The sequence below is a fragment of the Crossiella sp. NPDC003009 genome (genome assembly GCF_053591555.1).
This window is the reverse complement of record NZ_JBSFUA010000045.1, coordinates 1-17,525: the sequence shown is the minus strand read 5'-3', so window position 1 is coordinate 17,525 and position 17,525 is coordinate 1. Positions and strand designations below refer to the sequence as shown.

The following is a 17,525-nucleotide window of genomic DNA, read 5'->3' as shown; positions in this document are numbered from 1 at the left end:
TTCAGTGGAGCGTGGGCACGACCAGGGTGAGCCAGAGCAGCGGCGGGGCCGCCACCACGATGATGCCGCCATAGGCCATCAGCCTGCGGAAGAGCCGGTCCCGGTCGGCCTCGGGGGCGTTGGCCAGCACGATCGCGCCGTTGGTGGAGAACGGGCTGACGTCGACCACGGTGGCCGAGACGGCCAGCGCGGCGATCATGCCGACCGGGCCGACGGTGCCCTCGGCCAGGAAGGGCACCGCGAGCGGGATGGTCGCACCGAGCAGGCCGACCGAGGAGGCGAAGGCGGAGACCACCGCGCCGATGTAGCAGAGCAGCAGCGCGGCCAGCAGCGGCGCGCCGACGTCCTTGACCGCCTCGGCGATGTAGGTGATGGTGCCGAGCTTCTGCAGCACGCCGACGAAGGTGAGCACGCCGCAGATCAGCAGCACGGTGGGCCAGGTGATCTGCCCGACCGCGGCCTTGTGCGTGCTCGGGGAGAGCAGGCCGAGCAGCACCGCGATGGTGATCGCGACCAGGCCGACGTCCAGGTTGAACGCCAGGGTCAGCACGACCAGCACGAGCAGTCCGGCCAGGGTGAGGATCCGGTCCCGGTCCAGCCGCACGCGCTCGCCCGCCTCGGCCTCGGCGACCGGGGTGCGGGGCAGGCGCAGGCCGCCGAGCAGCAGGAAGGCCAGCACGGCGATGACCAGGTTGGCGATGAGGCTGGCCAGGAACACCGTGACCGGGCTGCCGGGCAGGCCGTTCTTGTCCACCAGGCCGTTGACGATCGCGCCGTAGACGCTGATCGGGGAGAAGCCACCGGCCTGCGCGCCGTGCACGACCATGATGCCGATCAGCAGCGGGTTGATCTTGTACTTGGCGGCGAAGCCGAGCGCGATCGGCGCGACGATGGCCACCGCGGCCGGGCTGACCGCGCCGATCGCGGTGAGCAGCGCGGAGACGGTGAACATCACCCACGGGATGACCGCCAGCCGCCCGCCAGCCAGTCGCACCGCGGCCGCGACCAGCCAGTCGGTGGTGCCGTTGGCGCGGGCGATGGCGAACAGGTAGGTGACGCCGACCAGCACCACGAAGATGCCGCCGGGGAAGCCGGACATGATCTCCTCGGTGGAGAGCCCACCGGCGAAGGCGCCGACCAGGAACGCCGCCGCGAAGGCCAGCAGTCCCATGTTGACCGACCACACCGAGGCCACCACGAAGATGGCGGCCAGCGCGAGGATGGAGACGATCTGAGCGGACAAGGCGACCCCCTCGAATTGGCTCAGCCACTGAACCACCAGGCCACTGACCGGGTCAACTGCTAACGTGGCCGGGAGCGTGCCGTTCTAGGGGGAAAGCCGGTGTCCGACACCTTGCGCCCGATCAGCCGACCCCGCCTGTACGAGCAGGTCGTGGCGAGTCTGCGGGACTACGTGAGCAGCACGGGCCTGCGCACCGGCGACCGGCTGCCACCCGAGCGGGAACTGGCCGAGCGGCTCGGGGTCAGCCGCGCCTCGGTCAAGCAGGCCATCGTGGTGCTGGAGGTCCAGGGCCTGGTCGAGGTCCGCCACGGCGGCGGCAGCTACCTGCTGCGGGACACCCTGGACACCGAGCCGGTGGCCGCGCTGGTCGAGCGCCGCCGCAGGCTGCCGGACGTGCTGGAGGCCCGCGAGGCCATGGAGACCAAGCTCGCCGAACTGGCCGCCGAGCGCCGCACCGGGGCCGACCTGGAGGCCATGGAGGCGGCGCTGCGGCACATGTCGGCCGAGATCGAGGCGGGCGGCATCGGCATGGAGGGCGACCGCCGCTTCCACGCCGCGGTCACCGCCGCGGCCCGCAGCTCGCTGCTGGCGGAGTTCATGGGCATGATCGCCGAGCAGATCACCGAGAGCCGGGCGGAGTCACTGCGCCAGCAGGGCAGGCCGCGGCGCTCGCTGGAACAGCACCGGCGGATCGCGGAGGCGATCAGGGCCGGGGACGGGCCGAGGGCGGTCTCGGCGATGCGGCGGCACGTGCGCACGGTCAGCCGGGTCCGGCTGCTGACCTGGGAGCCGGTGGATGAGGACTGAGATGACCGAAGCCGAGCTGCTCGAGGTGTTCAAGGCCCTGGCCAACCCGGTGCGCCTGCAGCTGCTGCGCTGGCTGCGCGAGCCCGCCCGGCACTTCGCGGAGATCAACGAGGCCGGGGTGTGCGTGAGCCACATCCAGGCCAAGGCGGGGCTGGCCCAGTCGACGGTGTCGGCCTACCTGACCACGCTGGAACGGGCCGGGCTGGTGCGCTCCACCCGGATCGGGAAGTGGACGCACTACCAGCGCGACGAGGACCGCATCGCCCAGCTCGTCGAGGAGCTGGGCCACTCGCTCTGACCTCCTTGCCTCAAATCGACAATCTGCGATACTTCGATTCAATCGAGTCGAGGGAGAGCAACGTGAGCACGATCGAGGGCATGGACCTGGGGCGCTTCGGGGTCTGGACGTTCGACTTCGAGGACCAGCCCGCCAGCCAGATGCGCGAGGCCATCCAGGAGCTGGAGGAGCTCGGCTGGCCCGCGTTCTGGATCCCGGAGCGGGACGGGCGCGAGGCGCTCACCCACGCCGGGTTCCTGCTGGCCAGCACCGAGCGGATCGCGGTGGTCAACGGCATCGCGCGGATCTTCTCCCGGGAGGCCCGCTGGACCCGCGGCGCGGCCCTGCTGCTGGCCGACGCCTACCCGGACCGGCACCTGCTCGGCCTGGGCGTCAACGGCGCCCCGACCGAGGTGCCGCCGCTGCGCGCGATGCGCGAGTACCTGGCCGAGATGGACGCGGTGACCAGCGCCAATCCCCTGCCGGCCAGGCCGATGCGCCGGGTGCTGGCCGCCTACGGGCCGAAGATGCTGGCGCTGGCCCGCGACCTGTCGGCGGGCGCGCACACCTACCACGTGCCGGTGCGGCACACCGCGCAGGCGCGGGAGGTGCTGGGCGCGCAGCCGTTCCTCGGGGTGGAGCAGGCGGTGCTGTTCGAGACCGATCCGGCGCGGGCCAGGGAGATCGCCCGCGAGCACCTGCACGTCTACTTCACCTCGCCGTTCAACGTGGCCAAGTTCCGGCGGCTGGGCTACACCGAGGCGGACCTCGACGGCGGCCGCGGCAGCGACCGGCTGGTCGACGACCTGGTGGTCTGGGGCGACCTGGACACCATCACCCGCAGGCTGCACGAACATCTGGACGCCGGCGCGGACCACGTCGGCGTGCAGGTGCTCGGCATCCGGCCGGGCGAGTCGGCGCTGCCCCAGTGGCGGCTGCTGGCCGAGGCGCTGCTGCCGCGGCCGGGCGCGCGTCAGGCGGCGTAGCCCGGGATCTCCTCGATCCGGTGGTAGACCGGGATGCCCCGCTGCCGCGCGATGGCCACGTCCTGGTCAGCACCCTGGGAGTGGCCAGGCAGGCGCAGCACCGCGTCGCAGTGCGCGAGCAGGCGCTCGGCGGTGGGGTACATGATCCCCTCGGCCACCGGATCGGCCGGGCTCGTGCCGCCCGCGCCGCGCAGCACGGGCAGCGCGACCCACTCGCCGATCATCGGCAGGTGCCCGCTGCGGAAGATCGGCCAGGCCGCCTCCTCCAGCCGGCGCAGGTTGGCGGCCAGCAGCTCCGGGTCGTCACCGGTGCCGGAACGGTAGGGACCGGCGATCAGAATCAACAGTGGTGTGCGCATGCCCGACACGCTAACGTGCACAAGTCGGCAAAAACAAGGAGAAATACGGATGCTCAGTGCGCAACGCCGCGAGCTGCTGCTGGCCCGTCTGCGCGAGACCGGGCGGATCGTGGCCAAGGACGTGGCGGCCGAGCTGGGCACCTCCGAGGACACCATCCGCCGGGACCTGCGCGAACTGGCCGCGGACGGGCTGTGCCAGCGGGTCTACGGCGGCGCGCTGCCGGTCAGCCCGGCCATCGGCGACTACGCCACCAGGGAGAACCTGCGGGTCTCGGCGAAACAGCTGGTGGCGGCCAGGGCCGCGGCACTGGTCCGGCCGCACAGCACGGTGATCCTGGACGGCGGCACCACCGCGCTGGAGGTGGCCAGGCGGCTGCCGCGGGACCTGACCGCCACCGTGGTCACGCACAGCCCGACGGTGGCGGTGGCCTTCGTCGACCACCCGGGGGTCGAGGTGTTCCTGCTCGGCGGCCGCCTGTTCAAGCACTCCCTGGTGACCTGCGGCGCGGCCACCGCCGAGGCGGCCGAGGGCGTGCGCGCCGACCTGTTCCTGCTGGGTGTCACCGGTGTGCACGCCGAGGCCGGGCTGACCACCGGCGACGCCGACGAGGCCGCGATGAAGCGCACCCTGGCCGGGCGGGCCGCGGACACCTACGTGCTGGCCAGCTCGGAGAAGATCGGCGCCGCCTCCCGCTTCTCGGTGCTGCCGCTGACCAGGGTCGCCGGCGTCATCACCGACGCCCCGCCGACCGACCCGACGGTGACCCGCCTGACCCACGAAGGCATCGAAGTCCTGCACACCGAGTCAACCGTGCAAGATCGTGCATAACCAGGACCTCCCCGTCCCAGGGACGAAGAGGTCTCTGGTACTCCCCCGGCACCCACGCCAACCTGGATGCCATGACCCCCACACCCCAGCTCAGACGGCATCCAGGAAGTCCGGCACCAGCGGGAACAGCAGCGCGGGCTGCGCGGTCACGGTCGTGTGCCTGGTCCCGGGCAGGACCGCCAGCCGCGACTTCGGCAGCCCGGCGACATCGCCGTTGACGCCCCCGCCGAACAGCGAGAACAACTCCACAGTGTGAGCCAGCCGGATGATGTCGGAGTCACCCGCGATCAGCAGCACCGGTGCGGTCACCGCGCGCAGCTGCGCCGGGGTGATCACCGGGAAGGCGGTCAGGTAGTTCTTGACCTTCTCCACCAGCCGGGGGAAGTCCTGCGGTCGCGGCGCGATCCGCAGGTACTCATCGTGGTAGGGCGAGCCGACCAGGTGTTCGGGCTTGAGGCCGGCCATCGACTCGACCATGCCGGGGTGCATCCCGTCCAGCGTGTAGGCGACCGAGGCCAGCACCAGTTTCCGCACCTGGCCGGGGTGGCGCAGCGCCAGGGACAGCGCCACCCCCGCCCCCATGCTGTAGCCGAAGACGTCGGCCTTCGGCACCCCGATCGCGCGCAGCAGGGCGGCGGTGTCATCGGCCATGCCTTGCAGGGTCAGCGGCCGGTCGATGTCCGCGGTGTGCCCGTGGCCCTGGAGCTCGACCGAGATCACCTTGCGCCCCCTGGCCAGCTGCGGCAGCAGGGCGCCGAAGGAGGTCCCGGTGGCGGAGAAGGCGCCGTGCACCAGCACCAGCGGCGTCCCCCGCCCGTGCCCGTGCACCTCGTAGTAGGACCGCAGCCCGTTGACCTCGACGTAGTGCCCCTTGCCCGCCCCCGACTCAGGCGCGGCGGCCACGGTCGGGGCCGCCCCGGCCGCGACCACGGCGGTGGCGGCCAGCACGGCGCTGGTCAAGGTGGCGATGAGTGTGCGCATGGGTTCCTCCCGGTGTGTGTTCCACCCCTGCGTCGAACGGGGACCGGACGGATCGACACCCCAGCCGGAACTTCCTCCGCGACTTCAGGCGACCCCGCACGGCCGACCCGGGCCACTCCGCCCACAGCCAGGCCCCAGCCGCGCCCGGCCGGCACCGCCGGGGCGCTGCCCAGGACCCGAGGGGCACCGGCCACCAGCGGCCCCTGGCGACAGCCGCACCCACCCCGCCGCCGCACCGCATCCGCTCCCGATCGGGGCGCTGCCCGGCACCCAAGAGGCCGCGACTCCTGCGGCCTCCGGTGCCGTCCGCGGCCGCGGCCACATCCCGCTCAGCCCGCAACACCCTGGACCCGGCCACCCAGCTCCGGCAAGCGAGCTGCCCCAGCCTACGGCCGGTCGCGGCGAACGCCCAGCCAACGCCTGCCGCGGGGTCGCTCAGGACAGCCGCAGGCCGCGGTAGCCCTCGGCGGCGATCTGGTCGCACAGGGCCCGGTAGTTGTGGAAGCCGCCCGCGTACGGCATGAAGACCCTGGGCTTGCCGGGCACGTTGGCGCCCAGGTACCAGGAGTCGGCGTGGGGGTACAGGGTGGCCGTGGCGGCTTCGGCCACGTGGCGGGTCCACTCCTGCTCGGCGGCGGGGTCGGCCTCGGCGCGGTGCAGGCCCTGCTCGCGCAGGTGGGTGAGCAGGGTGGTGAGCCAGTCGACGTGTTGCTCGGCGGCCAGGATGACGTTGGCCAGGACCGAGGGGCTGCCGGGGCCGGCGAGGACGTAGAAGTTGGGGAAGCCGGCCACGGTCAGGCCGAGGTAGCTGGTGGGGCCTTCCGCCCAGCGGTCGGCCAGGCGGACCCCGTGCTCGCCGCGGATGTCCAGGCGGAGCAGTGGGCCGGTCAGGGCGTCGTAGCCGGTGGCCAGGACCAGCACGTCCAGGTCGTGGTCCTGGCCGCCCGCTTGCACGCCGCTGGGGAGGATCTGTTCCAGGGGGTGCTTGCGCAGGTCGACCAGGGAGACGTTGGGACGGTTGAAGGTCTGGAAGTAGCCGTCGTCCACGCAGGGGCGTTTGGCGCCCATCGGGTGCGAGTCGGGGGTGAGGGCGGCGGCGGTGTCCGGGTCGTGCACCAGCTCGGCGATCTTGGCCCGCAGGAACTCCGCGGCGGTGGCGTTCGCGGCCGGGTCGAGGATCAGGTCCTGGTAGCTGAAGAAGAAGCCGAGACCGCCTTCCCGCCAGCGCTGCTCGTAGAGCTCCGCGCGCTCGGCCGGGGACGCCGCCAGCGCGGAGGGCTGTGACTCCAGTGGCACCCCGGCGAAGGAGGCCAGGGACTGCTCGCGGAGCTCGGGGTAGGTGGCCTGGATCCGCTGCCACTCCTGGTCGGTGAACCGGCGGTGCTGGGCGGGCACCGAGTAGTTCGCGGTGCGCTGGAAGACGGTCAGGTGCGCGGCGGTCTCGGCGAGCACCGGGATGACCTGGATGCCGGAGGAGCCGGTGCCGATCACCCCGACCCGCAGGCCGGTCACGTCCACCGGCTCGGCAGGCCAGGCGCCGGTGTGCAGCAGCAGGCCGGTGAAGGTGTCCAGGCCGGGCAGGTCGGGCACGCTCCTGGCGGACAGGCTGCCGACCGCGGCGACCAGGTGCCGGGTGCGCAGTTCGGCGCCGGTGTCGGTGTGCACCAGCCAGTCCTCGCCCTCGCGGGTGGCGCCGGTGACCCTGGTGCCGAAGGTGATGTCCCGGCGCAGGTCGAAGCGGTCGGCCACGTGCTGGGCGTAGGCCAGGATCTCCGCCTGGGTGGCGAAGCGCTCCGACCAGCGCCACTCGCGTTGCAGGTCCGCGTCGAAGGAGTAGGAGTAGAAGACGCTGGTGATGTCGCAGCGCGCGCCGGGATACCGGTTCCAGTACCAGGTGCCGCCGACGTCCTCACCCGCCTCGATCACCCGGACCCGGAAGCCCGCGCCGCGCAACCGGTGCAGCGCGTACATCCCGGCGAACCCAGCGCCGACCACCACCACGTCGAACTCCGGCTCCCGCATGAGATCAAGGCTGCCGAAGTCAGCAAGCGCTCACCAGGTGTGATCGGGTGAGTTGTGAAGAACCTGTCAGGGCGGCGGGTGCGGCCGCGGACAGTGGGCGCGGGCCGCCTATCGTCGCGGGGGTGTGCGCGTTCGTGCTGGTCGCCGAGGACGATGTCAAGCAGGCTGACATCCTGCGGCGCTACCTGGAGCAGGAGGGGCACACGGTGACCGTGGTGCACGACGGGCGGGCCGCGCTGGAGGTGGCCCGCACCCGCGGCCCCGACCTGGTGGTGCTGGACGTGATGATGCCCGAGCTGGACGGGCTGGACGTGTGCCGGCTGCTGCGCCGGGAGTCCGAGCTGCCGGTGCTGATGCTCACCGCGCGCTCCACCGAGGACGACCTGCTGCTCGGGCTGGACCTGGGCGCGGACGACTACATGACCAAGCCGTTCAGCCCGCGCGAGCTGATGGCCAGGGTCCGGACCCTGTTGCGCCGCACCAGGTCCGCCGCGGACGACCACGTGCTGCGGGCCGGTTCGCTGACGGTGGACCCGTTGCGGCACGAGGCGTTCGTGGACGGCAGGCTGGTGGAGTGCACGGCAGGGGAGTTCGCGCTGCTGACCGCGCTCGCCGAGCAGCCAGGGCGGGTGTTCACCCGGCAACAACTGCTGGAGCGGACCAGGGGCTACGACAAGTTCATCACCGAGCGGATCATCGACGTGCACGTGATGAACCTGCGCAAGAAGATCGAGGCCGATCCGCGGCGGCCCGCCCGGCTGCTGACGGTGTACCGGGTCGGGTACAAGCTCGCCGACGGCGGCCGTGATGCGCCGTAGGGTCTCGCCGCACCGGAGCCTGGTGGTCAAGCTGCTGGCCAGCTCGGTGCTGATCGCGGTGGCCGCGGTGGGGCTGACCATGTGGCTGACCGCGACCACCACCAGCGAGGCGATCCGGCAGGAGCAGGGTCAGGTGCTCGCCGACGACGCCAGCATCTACGACGGGTTGGCCGGGTACGCCGCGACCCACCCGAGCTGGGCGGAGGTCGGGCCGCTGGTGCGGGAGCTGGCGGCCAGGACCGGGCGGCGGATCGCGGTCACCGACCAGGACCGGCGGATCCTGGCCGACTCGGCCGCGCCGGGCACGCCACTGCCCGCGCGCACCGCCGCGGTGGTGGACCCGCTGCGGCTGGATCCGGCGCTGGCGCCGGGCGCCGCGCAGAGCCTGATCGACGCGCGCGCCATCGGGCCGTTCCGGCTCAGCGAGCAGGAGCGGGAGCAGTCGCGGCTGAAGGCGGAGAAGATGGCCGACTGCCTGCGCGGCTCGGGCATGTCACCGCAGACGGTGGTCCGGCCCAACGGCAGGGCCGAGGTCAAGGCCGTCAGTCCGTCGGTGAAGGCGGGGCTGGAGGAGTTCTGCGACAAGGGCTGGGTCAGCGACACCGAGAAGCAGGCCCTTGACGAGGTGAACAAGCTCGCCGCGGGCTGCCTGCGCCAGCACGGGCAGCCCAGGATCCGGGTGGCGGAGGACTTCACCTGGTACGGCGGCGCCGGGGACGCGGCGGTGATCCGGTCCTGTGTGGACGACGCCCGCCGGGAGCAGCTGCGGCCGCACGTCGCCCCGGCCGCGCTGCTGTTCCTGGCCAGCCAGGCCGATCCGCGCGCGCAGCCCGATCCGGTGCGGGTGGACACCAGCCGGTTGCTGGGACTGGGTTTGCTGGTGCTGGCGCTGACCGTCGGGGTGACCGTGCTGGTCGGCGGGCGGCTGGTGCGACCGCTGCGGCTGCTCACCGAGGCCGCCTCCGCGGACGGGCGGCGGCGGGTGCCGGTGACCACCAGGGACGAGATCGGCGTGCTGGCGCGGGCGTTCAACGACCTGGCCGACCGGCGGCAGCGCCTGGAGGAACAGCGCAAGGCGATGGTCAGCGACATCGCGCACGAGCTGCGCACCCCGCTGACCACCATCCGCGGCGGGCTGGAGGCCGCGCAGGACGGGGTGGCCGTGCCGGATGCCGCCTGGCTGTCCTCCCAGCTGGAGGAAGTGCTGCTGCTGCAACACATCATCGACGACCTGCAGGACCTGGCCGCGGCCGACGCCGGGGCGTTCCGGCTGCACCCGGAACCGGTGTCGGTGCCCGACCTGCTGGACCAGGTGGCCGCCGCGCACCGGGCCAGGGCCGAGCAGTCCGGCATCGCGCTGCGCACCGAGGTCGACGGCGACCCGGAGCTGCACGCCGACCCGGTCCGGCTGCGCCAGCTGGTCGGCAACCTGGTGGCCAACGCGCTGCGGCACACCCCGGCCGGCGGCGAGGTCGTCCTGGCCGCGGGCACCGAGGACGCGGAGGTGGTGATCTCGGTGGCGGACAACGGTTCCGGCATCGCCGAGGCGGACCTGCCGTTGGTCTTCGAGCGGTTCTGGCGGGCGGAGAAGTCCCGCAACCGGGGCACCGGCGGCAGCGGGCTGGGCCTGGCCATCGTCCGGCAGCTCGCCGAGGCGCACGGCGGCGCCGTGACCGCGACCAGCACCCCGGGGGTGGCCACCGTGTTCACCCTCCGGCTGCCCGCGGACCAGCTGAGCTGACCGGGCGGCGGCAGAGCTGACCACCGGCCAGCCGCCGCGCTGACCAGCCGGCGGCCGGAGCCGCTCCCGGTCACGATGTGTGCCCTCGATCGGCCCCGGCCGCCGCGCGCGTTCACAGCTGCCGCCGATCGGTGTAGAAGTGGGGCGTGCCCGACAAACCCCCACTGCGGATCGGCGTGCTCGGCGCGGCCCGCATCGCCCCGGCCGCCCTGCTCACGCCCGCGCGCGCGACACCGACGGCGGAGGTCGTGGCGATCGCCGCGCGGGATGCGGAACGGGCGCGGCGGTTCGCGCGCAAGCACGACATCGCCAGGGTGCACCCGGACTACGCGAGCCTGCTCGCCGACCCGGACCTCGACGCCGTCTACCTCCCGCTGCCCAACAGCCTGCACGGCCGCTGGACCCTGGCCGCGCTCGCCGCGGGCAAGCACGTGCTGTGCGAGAAGCCCTTCACCGCCAACGCCGCCGAGGCCCGCCAGGTGGCCGCCGCGGCGCTGGGCAGCGGCCTGGTCGTGATGGAGGCCTTCCACTACCGCTACCACCCGCTGTTCCGGCGCGCGGTGGAGATCATCGCCGCTGGTGAGCTGGGCACGGTCGAGCAGATCGAGACCGCGCTGTGCTTCCCGCTGCCCAAGTTCTCCGACATCCGCTACCGCTTCGAGCTGGCGGGCGGCGCGCAGATGGACGCGGGCTGCTACGCCGTGCACATGGCCCGCACCCTGGGCCTGGCCGCCGCCGAGGGCGAGCCCGAGGTGCTCTCCGCGCGGGCCAGGCTGCGCGGGCAGGACGTGGACCGGGCCATGCGCGCCGAACTGCGGTTCCCGGCCGGGCACACCGCGCGCACCCGCTGCTCGATGTGGTCGCGCGACCTGCTGCGGATCTCGGCCAGCGTGCGCGGGGACCGCGGCGAGCTGCGCATCCTCAACCCGGTCGCGCCGCAGTTCGGCCACCGGCTGACCGTGCGCGCCGACGGCCACCGCCGGGTCGAGCGCTTCGACAAGCGCAGCAGCTACGCCCACCAGCTCGACGCCTTCGTCGCGGCCATCCGGGACGGCGGCCCGGTGCTCACACCCCCGGCCGACGCGGTGGCCAACATGGCGGTCATCGACGCGATCTACACCGCCGCCGGTCTGCCGCCCAGGGTCGCCGACGCCACCTGAGCGCGGTTCAGAACGCCGCGGCCAGCACCGTGCGCCCCTCGGTGTCCAGCACCCGGAAACCGGTGGCCTCGGTGCGCAGCACGGCGCTGCTCAGGTTGCACCGGATCTCCCCGGAGCCGTTGCCGACGAACTCCCCTGCCGGGTGGTCGCCGCCGCGGCGGTCGGTGACCACCACCCGGTACCCGGCGCCCTGCTCGAAGCCGCGGGCGGTCAGCTTGATCTCGGTGCCCCAGGTGTGCGGGACCAGGTTCGCGCTGGCCGCCACCCTGGCCGCCAGCTGTTGCACCGCGACCGTCTCCAGCGGGGCCGGGGGCAGGCGGAGCAGGTCCGCGGCGACGTAGCCGACGGCGGTGCCGGTCAGCACCGCGATGGCCACGCCGACGCTGAGCCGGGCCGAGCGGCGGCGCACGGTGCGCCGTTCGGCGCGGATCCGGCCCAGCACCGCCTCGCCAAGTCCCGGTGGCACGGCCGGTTCGTCGCTGACCCGGTCCGGGTCGACCTCGGCCAGCGCCTCGGCCACCGGGACCAGCTCGGCCAGCTCGGCCCGGCAGTCCCCGCAGCAGTCCAGATGTGCTTGCAGGGCAACGCATTCGGGTTCGTCCAGCCGGCCGAGCACGTACGCGCCGAGCTGGGCGCGCAGCACCTGGTGCGACTCGCCGTTCACGGTTCCACGCCCATCTCCTCCATCGCCAGGTGCAGTGCCTTCAGGGCGTAGAAGAGCCGGCTGCGCAGCACCGCGACCGGCACGCCGACCTCGGCGGCCAGCTCCGCGCTGGGCCGTCCGCGCAGGTACGCCTCGACCAGCGCCACCCGGTGCGGGCCGGACAGGCGGCGCAGCGCCTCTTCCACCAGCCAGCGGTCCAGCATCGACTCGGCCAGTCCCGGCTCGGTCGCCAGCGCGGGCATCCCCCGCCCGGCGGGCTGGGGGCCGGGGCGGCCGGCCAGCCGCCGCGCCTGGTCCAGCACCACCGTGCGGGCGATCGCGAACAGCCACACCCGCAGGCCGGCCAGGTCCGGGTCGAACCGGTCCGCCGCCCGCCAGGCCCGCAGGAACACCTCCTGCACCGACTCCTGGGCGGTGCCCTCGTCCCGGAGCTGGCGCAGCGCGAAGCGGTACAGCTCGGGGCCGTGCGCGGCGTAGGCCGCCCGCAGCCCGGTCTCGGCGCTGAGGTCGGTGGCGAGACCGCCCGCGGCGGCGGCCCTGCCCCGTCGACGCCCAGCGCCGCGTCCAACGGTGAACTCCATTGTTTCCCCTTGTGCCGTCGCCGGTGTCTACGAGTCCCGGCCCGGGGCCGTTCAGCCAATGCACACAAACAGACGTATTCGTGACATCCGGTGAACCGGATCCGCCTGCCCCGCGGAATCCTTAGACTGGTCGTGATGCGTCATCTGCGTTCCCCTCTCGTCATCCTGCTGCTGGTGATCCCGCTGGTGGGCCTGCTGCTGTTGATCAGCGACGGCCCGGCCCCGAAACTGCCCGCGCCCCCCGAGGACGCGCCCAAGGCGGTGGTCGCCCTCGGCGACAGCACGCTGTCCGGGGAAGGCGCCGGCGACTACGAGCCGGGCACCAACGGGGAGAACGGCAACTGGTGCCACCGCTCCACCAAGGCGATGATCAACAAGTTGTCGGTGCCCGACCTCGCGAAGACGTTCAACCTGGCCTGCTCGGGGGCGCGGGCGGCCAACCTGCTCGACCGGCCGCAGCACAACGAGGGCCCGCAGGTGCCCAGGCTGCTGGAGATCGCCCGGCAGTACCGGATCGCCGCGGTCGTGGTGCAGGTCGGCGCGAACGACGAGCCGGGCTTCAGCTCGGTGGTCAAGGACTGCGCGGAGGCCTGGCTGCGCGCCAACGTCACCGGCTGCTCCGGCGCGCTGGCCACCGGCTGGGGCGAGCGGGTGGACAAGATGGTGCCCAAGGTGGCCGCCGCGCTCAAGGCGATCCGCGCGGGCATGCGGGAGAACGGCTATCCGGACCCCAGCTACCAGCTGGTGGTGCAGTCCTACGCCGCGCCGGTGGGCCGGACCGTGGTGCACAGCCTGCGCAACCTGGGCGGCTGCCCGTTCCGCGGCGGCGACCTGGAGTGGGTGCAGGACAAGGCGGTCGGTGAGCTGGCCGCCGGGCTGCGCACCGCCGCGGCCGCGGCCGACGCCCGGTTCCTGGACCTGTCCAGGGCCGGCATGGGCCGGGAGGCCTGCTCGACCAGCGGCACCGGTGACGGGGAGTGGTTCACCCGCTTGAAGATCAGCTGGAAGGACCTCAGCGACGAGGGCCGCTCGGCGCACGCGATGCAGGAGTCCTTCCACCCGAACGCGGCCGGGCACGAGCAGTTCGCGCGCTGCCTGAGCCAGTTCCTGCAGACCTCGGACAAGGCCGCGGCCTGCGTGGCCGACACCGAGCGCAACCTGCGGCCGGTGCCGGGCGCGGCCATCGGGGCCAGGGCGGCGAAGTAGCGGGGTGTCCCGCGTTCCGGGGATACGGCACCGCCTGGTCTCGATCTAGGCTGCTGCCATGGACCTGGTCTACGAGCGTCGCGGTTCGGGTGCGCCCTTGGTGCTGCTGCACGGCGTCGGGCACCACTGGCAGGCCTGGGAGCCGGTGCTGGACCGGCTGGCCGCGCACCGGGACGTGATCGCGCTGGACCTCCCCGGTTTCGGGGCCTCGCCGATGTTCCCCGACACCGTGCGGGTGCGCCCCGGGCTGCTGGCCGACGCGGTGCTGGAGTTCTGCGCCGGGCTGGGCGTTGACCGGCCGCACGTGGCCGGGAACTCGATGGGCGGGCTGGTCGGGCTGCTGCTGGCCCAGCGCGGGCAGGTGCGCAGCGTGACCGCGCTGTCCCCGGCCGGGCTGTGGACGCCGCGCGAGCGGGCCTGGGCGTTCCAGGTGCTGCGGGCCTGCCGGAACGCGGCCAGGGTGATGCCGCCGGGTGTGGTGGCCAGGCTGGCGCAGCGGCCGGTGGCGCGGACCCTGTTCACCGGGATGATCTACGCACGCCCCGCGGCCCGGTCGGCGGCCGCGGTGGTGGCCGAGGTGCGGGCGCTGCGCGAGGCGGCCGGGTTCGACGTGGCGCTGGCGGTGGGCCGGGAGTTCCGGCTCCAGGGCACGGTGCCCGCCGAGGTGCCGGTGACGGTGGCCTGGGGCACCAAGGACCGGGTGCTGTCCCGCCGGCAGGGCCTGCGGGTGCGGGACCTGGCGCCGCAGGCGCGGCTGGTGGAGCTGCCGGGTTGCGGGCACGTGCCGATGAGCGATGACCCGGACCTGGTGGCCGAGGTGCTGCTACGCGGTTCGGCAGGCGGGGTGGTCAGTCCGCCTTCGCCACGAGCACCAGCTTGAACTTGCCAGTGACAAGATCCCGTTCCGGCGGGCGAGGGTCCAGGGAGACGTCCACCGTGCCGAGGCCCTGCCTGGCCAGGTAGCCGCACAGCTTGTCCCGCAGCAGCGGCCAGGCGTCCTCGGTGGTGGCCTCCACCCGGACCTGGAGCCGGTCGGCGGCGGTCTGCACGATCTGGCAGCGGCGCACCCCCGGCAGGCCGTCGACCACCGTGATGACCGCCAGCGGCAGCAGCCGCACGGTGCTGCCGTCGGGGGCGCGCAGCGCGAGCAGGTCGTTGGTGCGGCCCTGCACGCGCACGGTGGGGAACTGGCGGCCGCAGCCGCAGAAGTCCGCGTCCACGGTGACCGCGTCGCCCAGGTCGTAGCGGATGATCGGCTGCACCCGGTTGGCCAGGTTGGTCAGCAGGACCGAGGTCGAGGGCATGCCGGGGGTGACCGGGCGGCCGCGCTCGTCCACCGGCTCCAGCACCGCCCAGTCGTCGTTGACGTGCAGCCGGTCCAGCGCGCAGGCGAAGGTGAGCAGCATGAACTCCGAGCAGCCGTACTGGTTGCGCACCTCGGCGCCGAAGGCCTGGGCCAGCAGCGCCCGGTCCGCGGCCGGGATGGCCTCGCCGCCGGTGGTGACCAGCGCGGGCGCGATGCGCAGCCGCCCGGCCAGCTGCTCGTGCGCCAGCGCGACCTGGGCGGTGGCGTAGCCGCCCAGCATCGTGGGCTGGTAGTCGTTGAGCTCGGCCACCGTCTCCGCGATCGGCGCGTGCACCGAGAACACCCGCAGCCGCTCGGCCCGCGAGGCCCGCCGCGAGCGCTGGAACTCCGCGGTGGCCACCCCGCCGAAGTGGCCGTCGGTGGCGACCAGGCTGGCCATCCGCCCGCCCTCGGCCGCGATCCGGCGCAGCAGGCCCGGTCCCAGCGCGGGCATGGTGCGCAGCGCGCCCAGCGCGGTGGACACCGTGCGCATCCGCTCGTCCTGCAGGACCACCGCGCGCTGCCCGCTGCTGCCCGAGCTGGTCGAGACCAGGTAGCGGTCCTGGAACAGCACGCCGATCCGCGCCGGGTCGGCCAGGTGGGCCGCCACCTCGGCCAGCCGGACGGCCGGGTCGGTGACCCACTCGTCGAAGCGGTCCATCAGCTCCGGCTTGCTCGTCGGCGGCAGGTCGGTGAGCCGGTAGTCCCTGGTCAGATCCGCGTAGTGGGCGCGGTAGAAGGGGGAGTTGGCCCTGGCGAAGGAGACCAGCTCGGTGATCCGGGCCCGCTGCCGGGAGAGCACCCGGCCGCGCTCGCCCCGCCGGTCCCGCCACGCCTGCCAGTGCGTCTTCATGGTCAGCCCCCAGGCCGCTGGTTGGGCGACCACGGTATTTCCTCCCGCGTACGGCCACAACCGAGTGCGGTAGCGTCCGCCGGGAGAAATCGCCAGTACCAGCCTGTTCTAGGGAGTGCCTGCCATGTCGTCCAGTGAGCTGCTGCCCGGCACGCGACGTGCGTTGTTGCGGCGGGTGGCCGTCGAGCAGGCGAGCAGCCGGCTCCCCTCGCTCACCACCGGGCTGGTCCGCGGCGGCGAGCTGGTCTTCAGCGGGGCCCGCGGCCAGGTCGAGGGCGCGCCGGTCACCCTGGACACCCAGTACCGGATCGGCTCGATCACCAAGACCTTCATCGCGCTGCTGGTCATGCGCCTGCGCGATGAGGGCAAGCTGGACCTCTCCGACCAGCTCGACCGGCACCTGCCCGGCACCCCGCTGGGCGGGCGGACCGTGGCGCAGCTGCTCTCGCACACCTCCGGCCTCACCGCCGAATCCCCCGGCCCCTGGTGGGAACGCTCCCCCGGCTACCCGGCCAGCACCCTGATCGACGGCCTGACCAGCGAGGACCTCCCGCACCGGGCGGGCCGCCGGTTCCACTACTCCAACGTCGGCTACGGCCTGCTCGGCGAGCTGGTGGCCCGGCTGCGCGGCCGGTCCTGGGAGGACGCGCTGCGCGCGGAGCTGCTGGAGCCGCTGGGCATGCAGCGCACCACCGCGATGCCCAAGCCCCCGCACGCGCACGGCTGGGCGGTGCACCCGTGGGCCGACGTGCTGCTGCCCGAGCCCGCGCACGACGCCGGTTCGATGGCCCCGGCCGGGCAGCTGTGGTCCACCATCACCGACCTGTCCCGGCTGGCCCGGTTCCTGCTCGGCGACACCGCCGAGGTGCTGCACCCGGACACCGTGGCCGAGATGCGCGAACCGGCCACCGTGGACGACGGCGACGAGTGGCGTGCCGGGTACGGCCTCGGCCTGCAGCTGGTGCGGCACAAGGGCAGGCGGCTGGCCGGGCACACCGGGTCGATGCCGGGCTTCGTCTCCACGGTGTGGGTGGACCCGAAGGAGGACACCGCGGTGCTGTACCTGACCAACAGCACCGTCGGCCCCTCCGGCCCGATCGCCACCGACCTGCTCGACCTGCTGCACGAGCTGGAGCCGCACCTGCCCGAGGAGTGGGCGCCGCAGCCCTCGGCCGATCCGGCGCTGCTCGCGCTGACCGGCCAGTGGTACTGGGGCCCGAGCCCGTACGCGCTGCGGCTGCTGCCCGACGGCCTGCTCGACCTGAGCCCGTGGAGCGGCCGCGGCCGAGCCTCCCGGTTCCGCGCCAACGACGACGGCACCTGGACCGGGCTGGACGGCTACTACGCCGGGGAGAAGCTGCGCATCGGGCGCGCGGCCGACGGCACCGCCATCCACCTGGACGTCAACACCTTCATCTTCACCCGCACCCCGTACGACCCGGCCGCGCCGATCCCCGGCGGGGTGAACCCGGAGGGCTGGGTGCCGGTCGAGCCGAACTGACGATCTACCTGCCGGTGTTGGCGGGACTGGGCGGATCGGCCAAGATTCCGTGGCATGCCGTCCAGTCCCCGCCGACGACGCCCCCGCCTGACCGCCACCAGCCGGATCCGCCGCGCCCGCCCGGCCGCGCGCCCCGCCGCACCGCCCGCGCC

At 73.5% G+C, this 17,525-nt stretch carries 17 protein-coding genes; 10 read left to right on the top strand and 7 right to left on the bottom strand.

Translation table 11 applies throughout. The features are described 5' to 3' along the window. Window position 1: 1 nt before the first annotated feature. On the bottom strand, window positions 2-1,243 hold the full coding sequence (locus ACWDY5_RS33100) for an SLC13 family permease (RefSeq protein ID WP_449726071.1): 1,242 nt from the start codon (window positions 1,241-1,243) through the stop codon (window positions 2-4). 99 nt (window positions 1,244-1,342) lie between these two features. On the opposite strand from ACWDY5_RS33100, the gene ACWDY5_RS33095 reads away from it, so the two are divergent. From ACWDY5_RS33095 to ACWDY5_RS33085, 3 genes are all read left to right on the top strand, one after another. Then, entirely contained in the window at window positions 1,343-2,050 is a 708-nt protein-coding gene (locus ACWDY5_RS33095; protein WP_449726070.1) for a FadR/GntR family transcriptional regulator, read from the top strand. Next, window positions 2,040-2,348 carry an ArsR/SmtB family transcription factor gene (locus ACWDY5_RS33090; protein WP_449726069.1) on the top strand — a complete coding sequence of 103 codons (309 nt, stop codon included), beginning with the start codon at window positions 2,040-2,042 and terminating at the stop codon, window positions 2,346-2,348. Before ACWDY5_RS33095 ends, ACWDY5_RS33090 begins: the two co-directional genes overlap by 11 nt. Window positions 2,349-2,428: 80 nt before the next feature. Continuing rightward, on the top strand, window positions 2,429-3,313 hold the full coding sequence (locus tag ACWDY5_RS33085) for a TIGR03620 family F420-dependent LLM class oxidoreductase (protein WP_449726117.1): 885 nt from the start codon (window positions 2,429-2,431) through the stop codon (window positions 3,311-3,313). Here ACWDY5_RS33085 and ACWDY5_RS33080 read toward each other — a convergent pair. Further along, complete coding sequence (locus ACWDY5_RS33080; protein ID WP_449726068.1) at window positions 3,301-3,672, bottom strand: DUF4406 domain-containing protein; 372 nt, start codon at window positions 3,670-3,672, stop codon at window positions 3,301-3,303. The genes ACWDY5_RS33085 and ACWDY5_RS33080 overlap by 13 nt on opposite strands. Window positions 3,673-3,721: 49 nt before the next feature. Between ACWDY5_RS33080 and ACWDY5_RS33075 the strand changes: the two genes are divergently transcribed. Further along, entirely contained in the window at window positions 3,722-4,501 is a 780-nt protein-coding gene (locus ACWDY5_RS33075; protein WP_449726067.1) for a DeoR/GlpR family DNA-binding transcription regulator, read from the top strand. A gap of 90 nt (window positions 4,502-4,591) precedes the next feature. Here the strand turns inward: ACWDY5_RS33075 and ACWDY5_RS33070 are convergent, their stop codons facing one another. Both ACWDY5_RS33070 and ACWDY5_RS33065 read right to left on the bottom strand, forming a co-directional pair. Beyond that, entirely contained in the window at window positions 4,592-5,482 is an 891-nt protein-coding gene (locus tag ACWDY5_RS33070) for an alpha/beta fold hydrolase (protein ID WP_449726066.1), read from the bottom strand. 435 nt (window positions 5,483-5,917) lie between these two features. Then, window positions 5,918-7,504, bottom strand: coding sequence for a flavin-containing monooxygenase (locus tag ACWDY5_RS33065; protein WP_449726065.1), 1,587 nt, complete (start codon window positions 7,502-7,504; stop codon window positions 5,918-5,920). A gap of 122 nt (window positions 7,505-7,626) precedes the next feature. Here ACWDY5_RS33065 and ACWDY5_RS33060 point away from each other — a divergent pair, with 122 nt between their 5' ends. From ACWDY5_RS33060 to ACWDY5_RS33050, 3 genes are all read left to right on the top strand, one after another. After that, window positions 7,627-8,322, top strand: coding sequence for a response regulator transcription factor (locus ACWDY5_RS33060; protein ID WP_252484771.1), 696 nt, complete (start codon window positions 7,627-7,629; stop codon window positions 8,320-8,322). Next, a complete protein-coding gene (locus ACWDY5_RS33055; protein ID WP_449726064.1) occupies window positions 8,312-10,063 on the top strand; it encodes an ATP-binding protein in 1,752 nt (583 codons plus the stop codon). The genes ACWDY5_RS33060 and ACWDY5_RS33055 overlap by 11 nt, the downstream gene beginning before the upstream one ends. Window positions 10,064-10,209: 146 nt before the next feature. Continuing rightward, window positions 10,210-11,223 carry a Gfo/Idh/MocA family protein gene (locus tag ACWDY5_RS33050; protein ID WP_449726063.1) on the top strand — a complete coding sequence of 338 codons (1,014 nt, stop codon included), beginning with the start codon at window positions 10,210-10,212 and terminating at the stop codon, window positions 11,221-11,223. A gap of 7 nt (window positions 11,224-11,230) precedes the next feature. Here ACWDY5_RS33050 and ACWDY5_RS33045 read toward each other — a convergent pair whose 3' ends face one another. Beyond that, window positions 11,231-11,887 (bottom strand): anti-sigma factor family protein, encoded by a 657-nt coding sequence (locus tag ACWDY5_RS33045; protein WP_449726062.1) that lies wholly within the window; start codon window positions 11,885-11,887, stop codon window positions 11,231-11,233. Next, the gene (locus tag ACWDY5_RS33040; protein ID WP_449726061.1) at window positions 11,884-12,468 is read right to left on the bottom strand and encodes a sigma-70 family RNA polymerase sigma factor; all 585 of its coding nucleotides are present in this window, start codon (window positions 12,466-12,468) and stop codon (window positions 11,884-11,886) included. Before ACWDY5_RS33040 ends, ACWDY5_RS33045 begins: the two co-directional genes overlap by 4 nt. 135 nt (window positions 12,469-12,603) lie before the next feature. Here ACWDY5_RS33040 and ACWDY5_RS33035 point away from each other — a divergent pair, with 135 nt between their 5' ends. Beyond that, window positions 12,604-13,674 (top strand): GDSL-type esterase/lipase family protein, encoded by a 1,071-nt coding sequence (locus tag ACWDY5_RS33035; RefSeq protein WP_449726060.1) that lies wholly within the window; start codon window positions 12,604-12,606, stop codon window positions 13,672-13,674. Between the two features lie 58 nt (window positions 13,675-13,732). Further along, complete coding sequence (locus tag ACWDY5_RS33030) at window positions 13,733-14,554, top strand: alpha/beta fold hydrolase (protein WP_449726059.1); 822 nt, start codon at window positions 13,733-13,735, stop codon at window positions 14,552-14,554. On the opposite strand, the gene ACWDY5_RS33025 is transcribed toward ACWDY5_RS33030, so the two are convergent. Continuing rightward, window positions 14,523-15,905, bottom strand: a complete 1,383-nt coding sequence (locus tag ACWDY5_RS33025; RefSeq protein WP_449726058.1) for a phenylacetate--CoA ligase family protein — start codon at window positions 15,903-15,905, stop codon at window positions 14,523-14,525. The two genes, ACWDY5_RS33030 and ACWDY5_RS33025, sit on opposite strands and share 32 nt — an antisense overlap. Before the next feature lie 91 nt (window positions 15,906-15,996). Here ACWDY5_RS33025 and ACWDY5_RS33020 point away from each other — a divergent pair, with 91 nt between their 5' ends. Next, window positions 15,997-17,373, top strand: a complete 1,377-nt coding sequence (locus ACWDY5_RS33020) for a serine hydrolase domain-containing protein (RefSeq protein WP_449726057.1) — start codon at window positions 15,997-15,999, stop codon at window positions 17,371-17,373. Window positions 17,374-17,525: the final 152 nt, after the last annotated feature.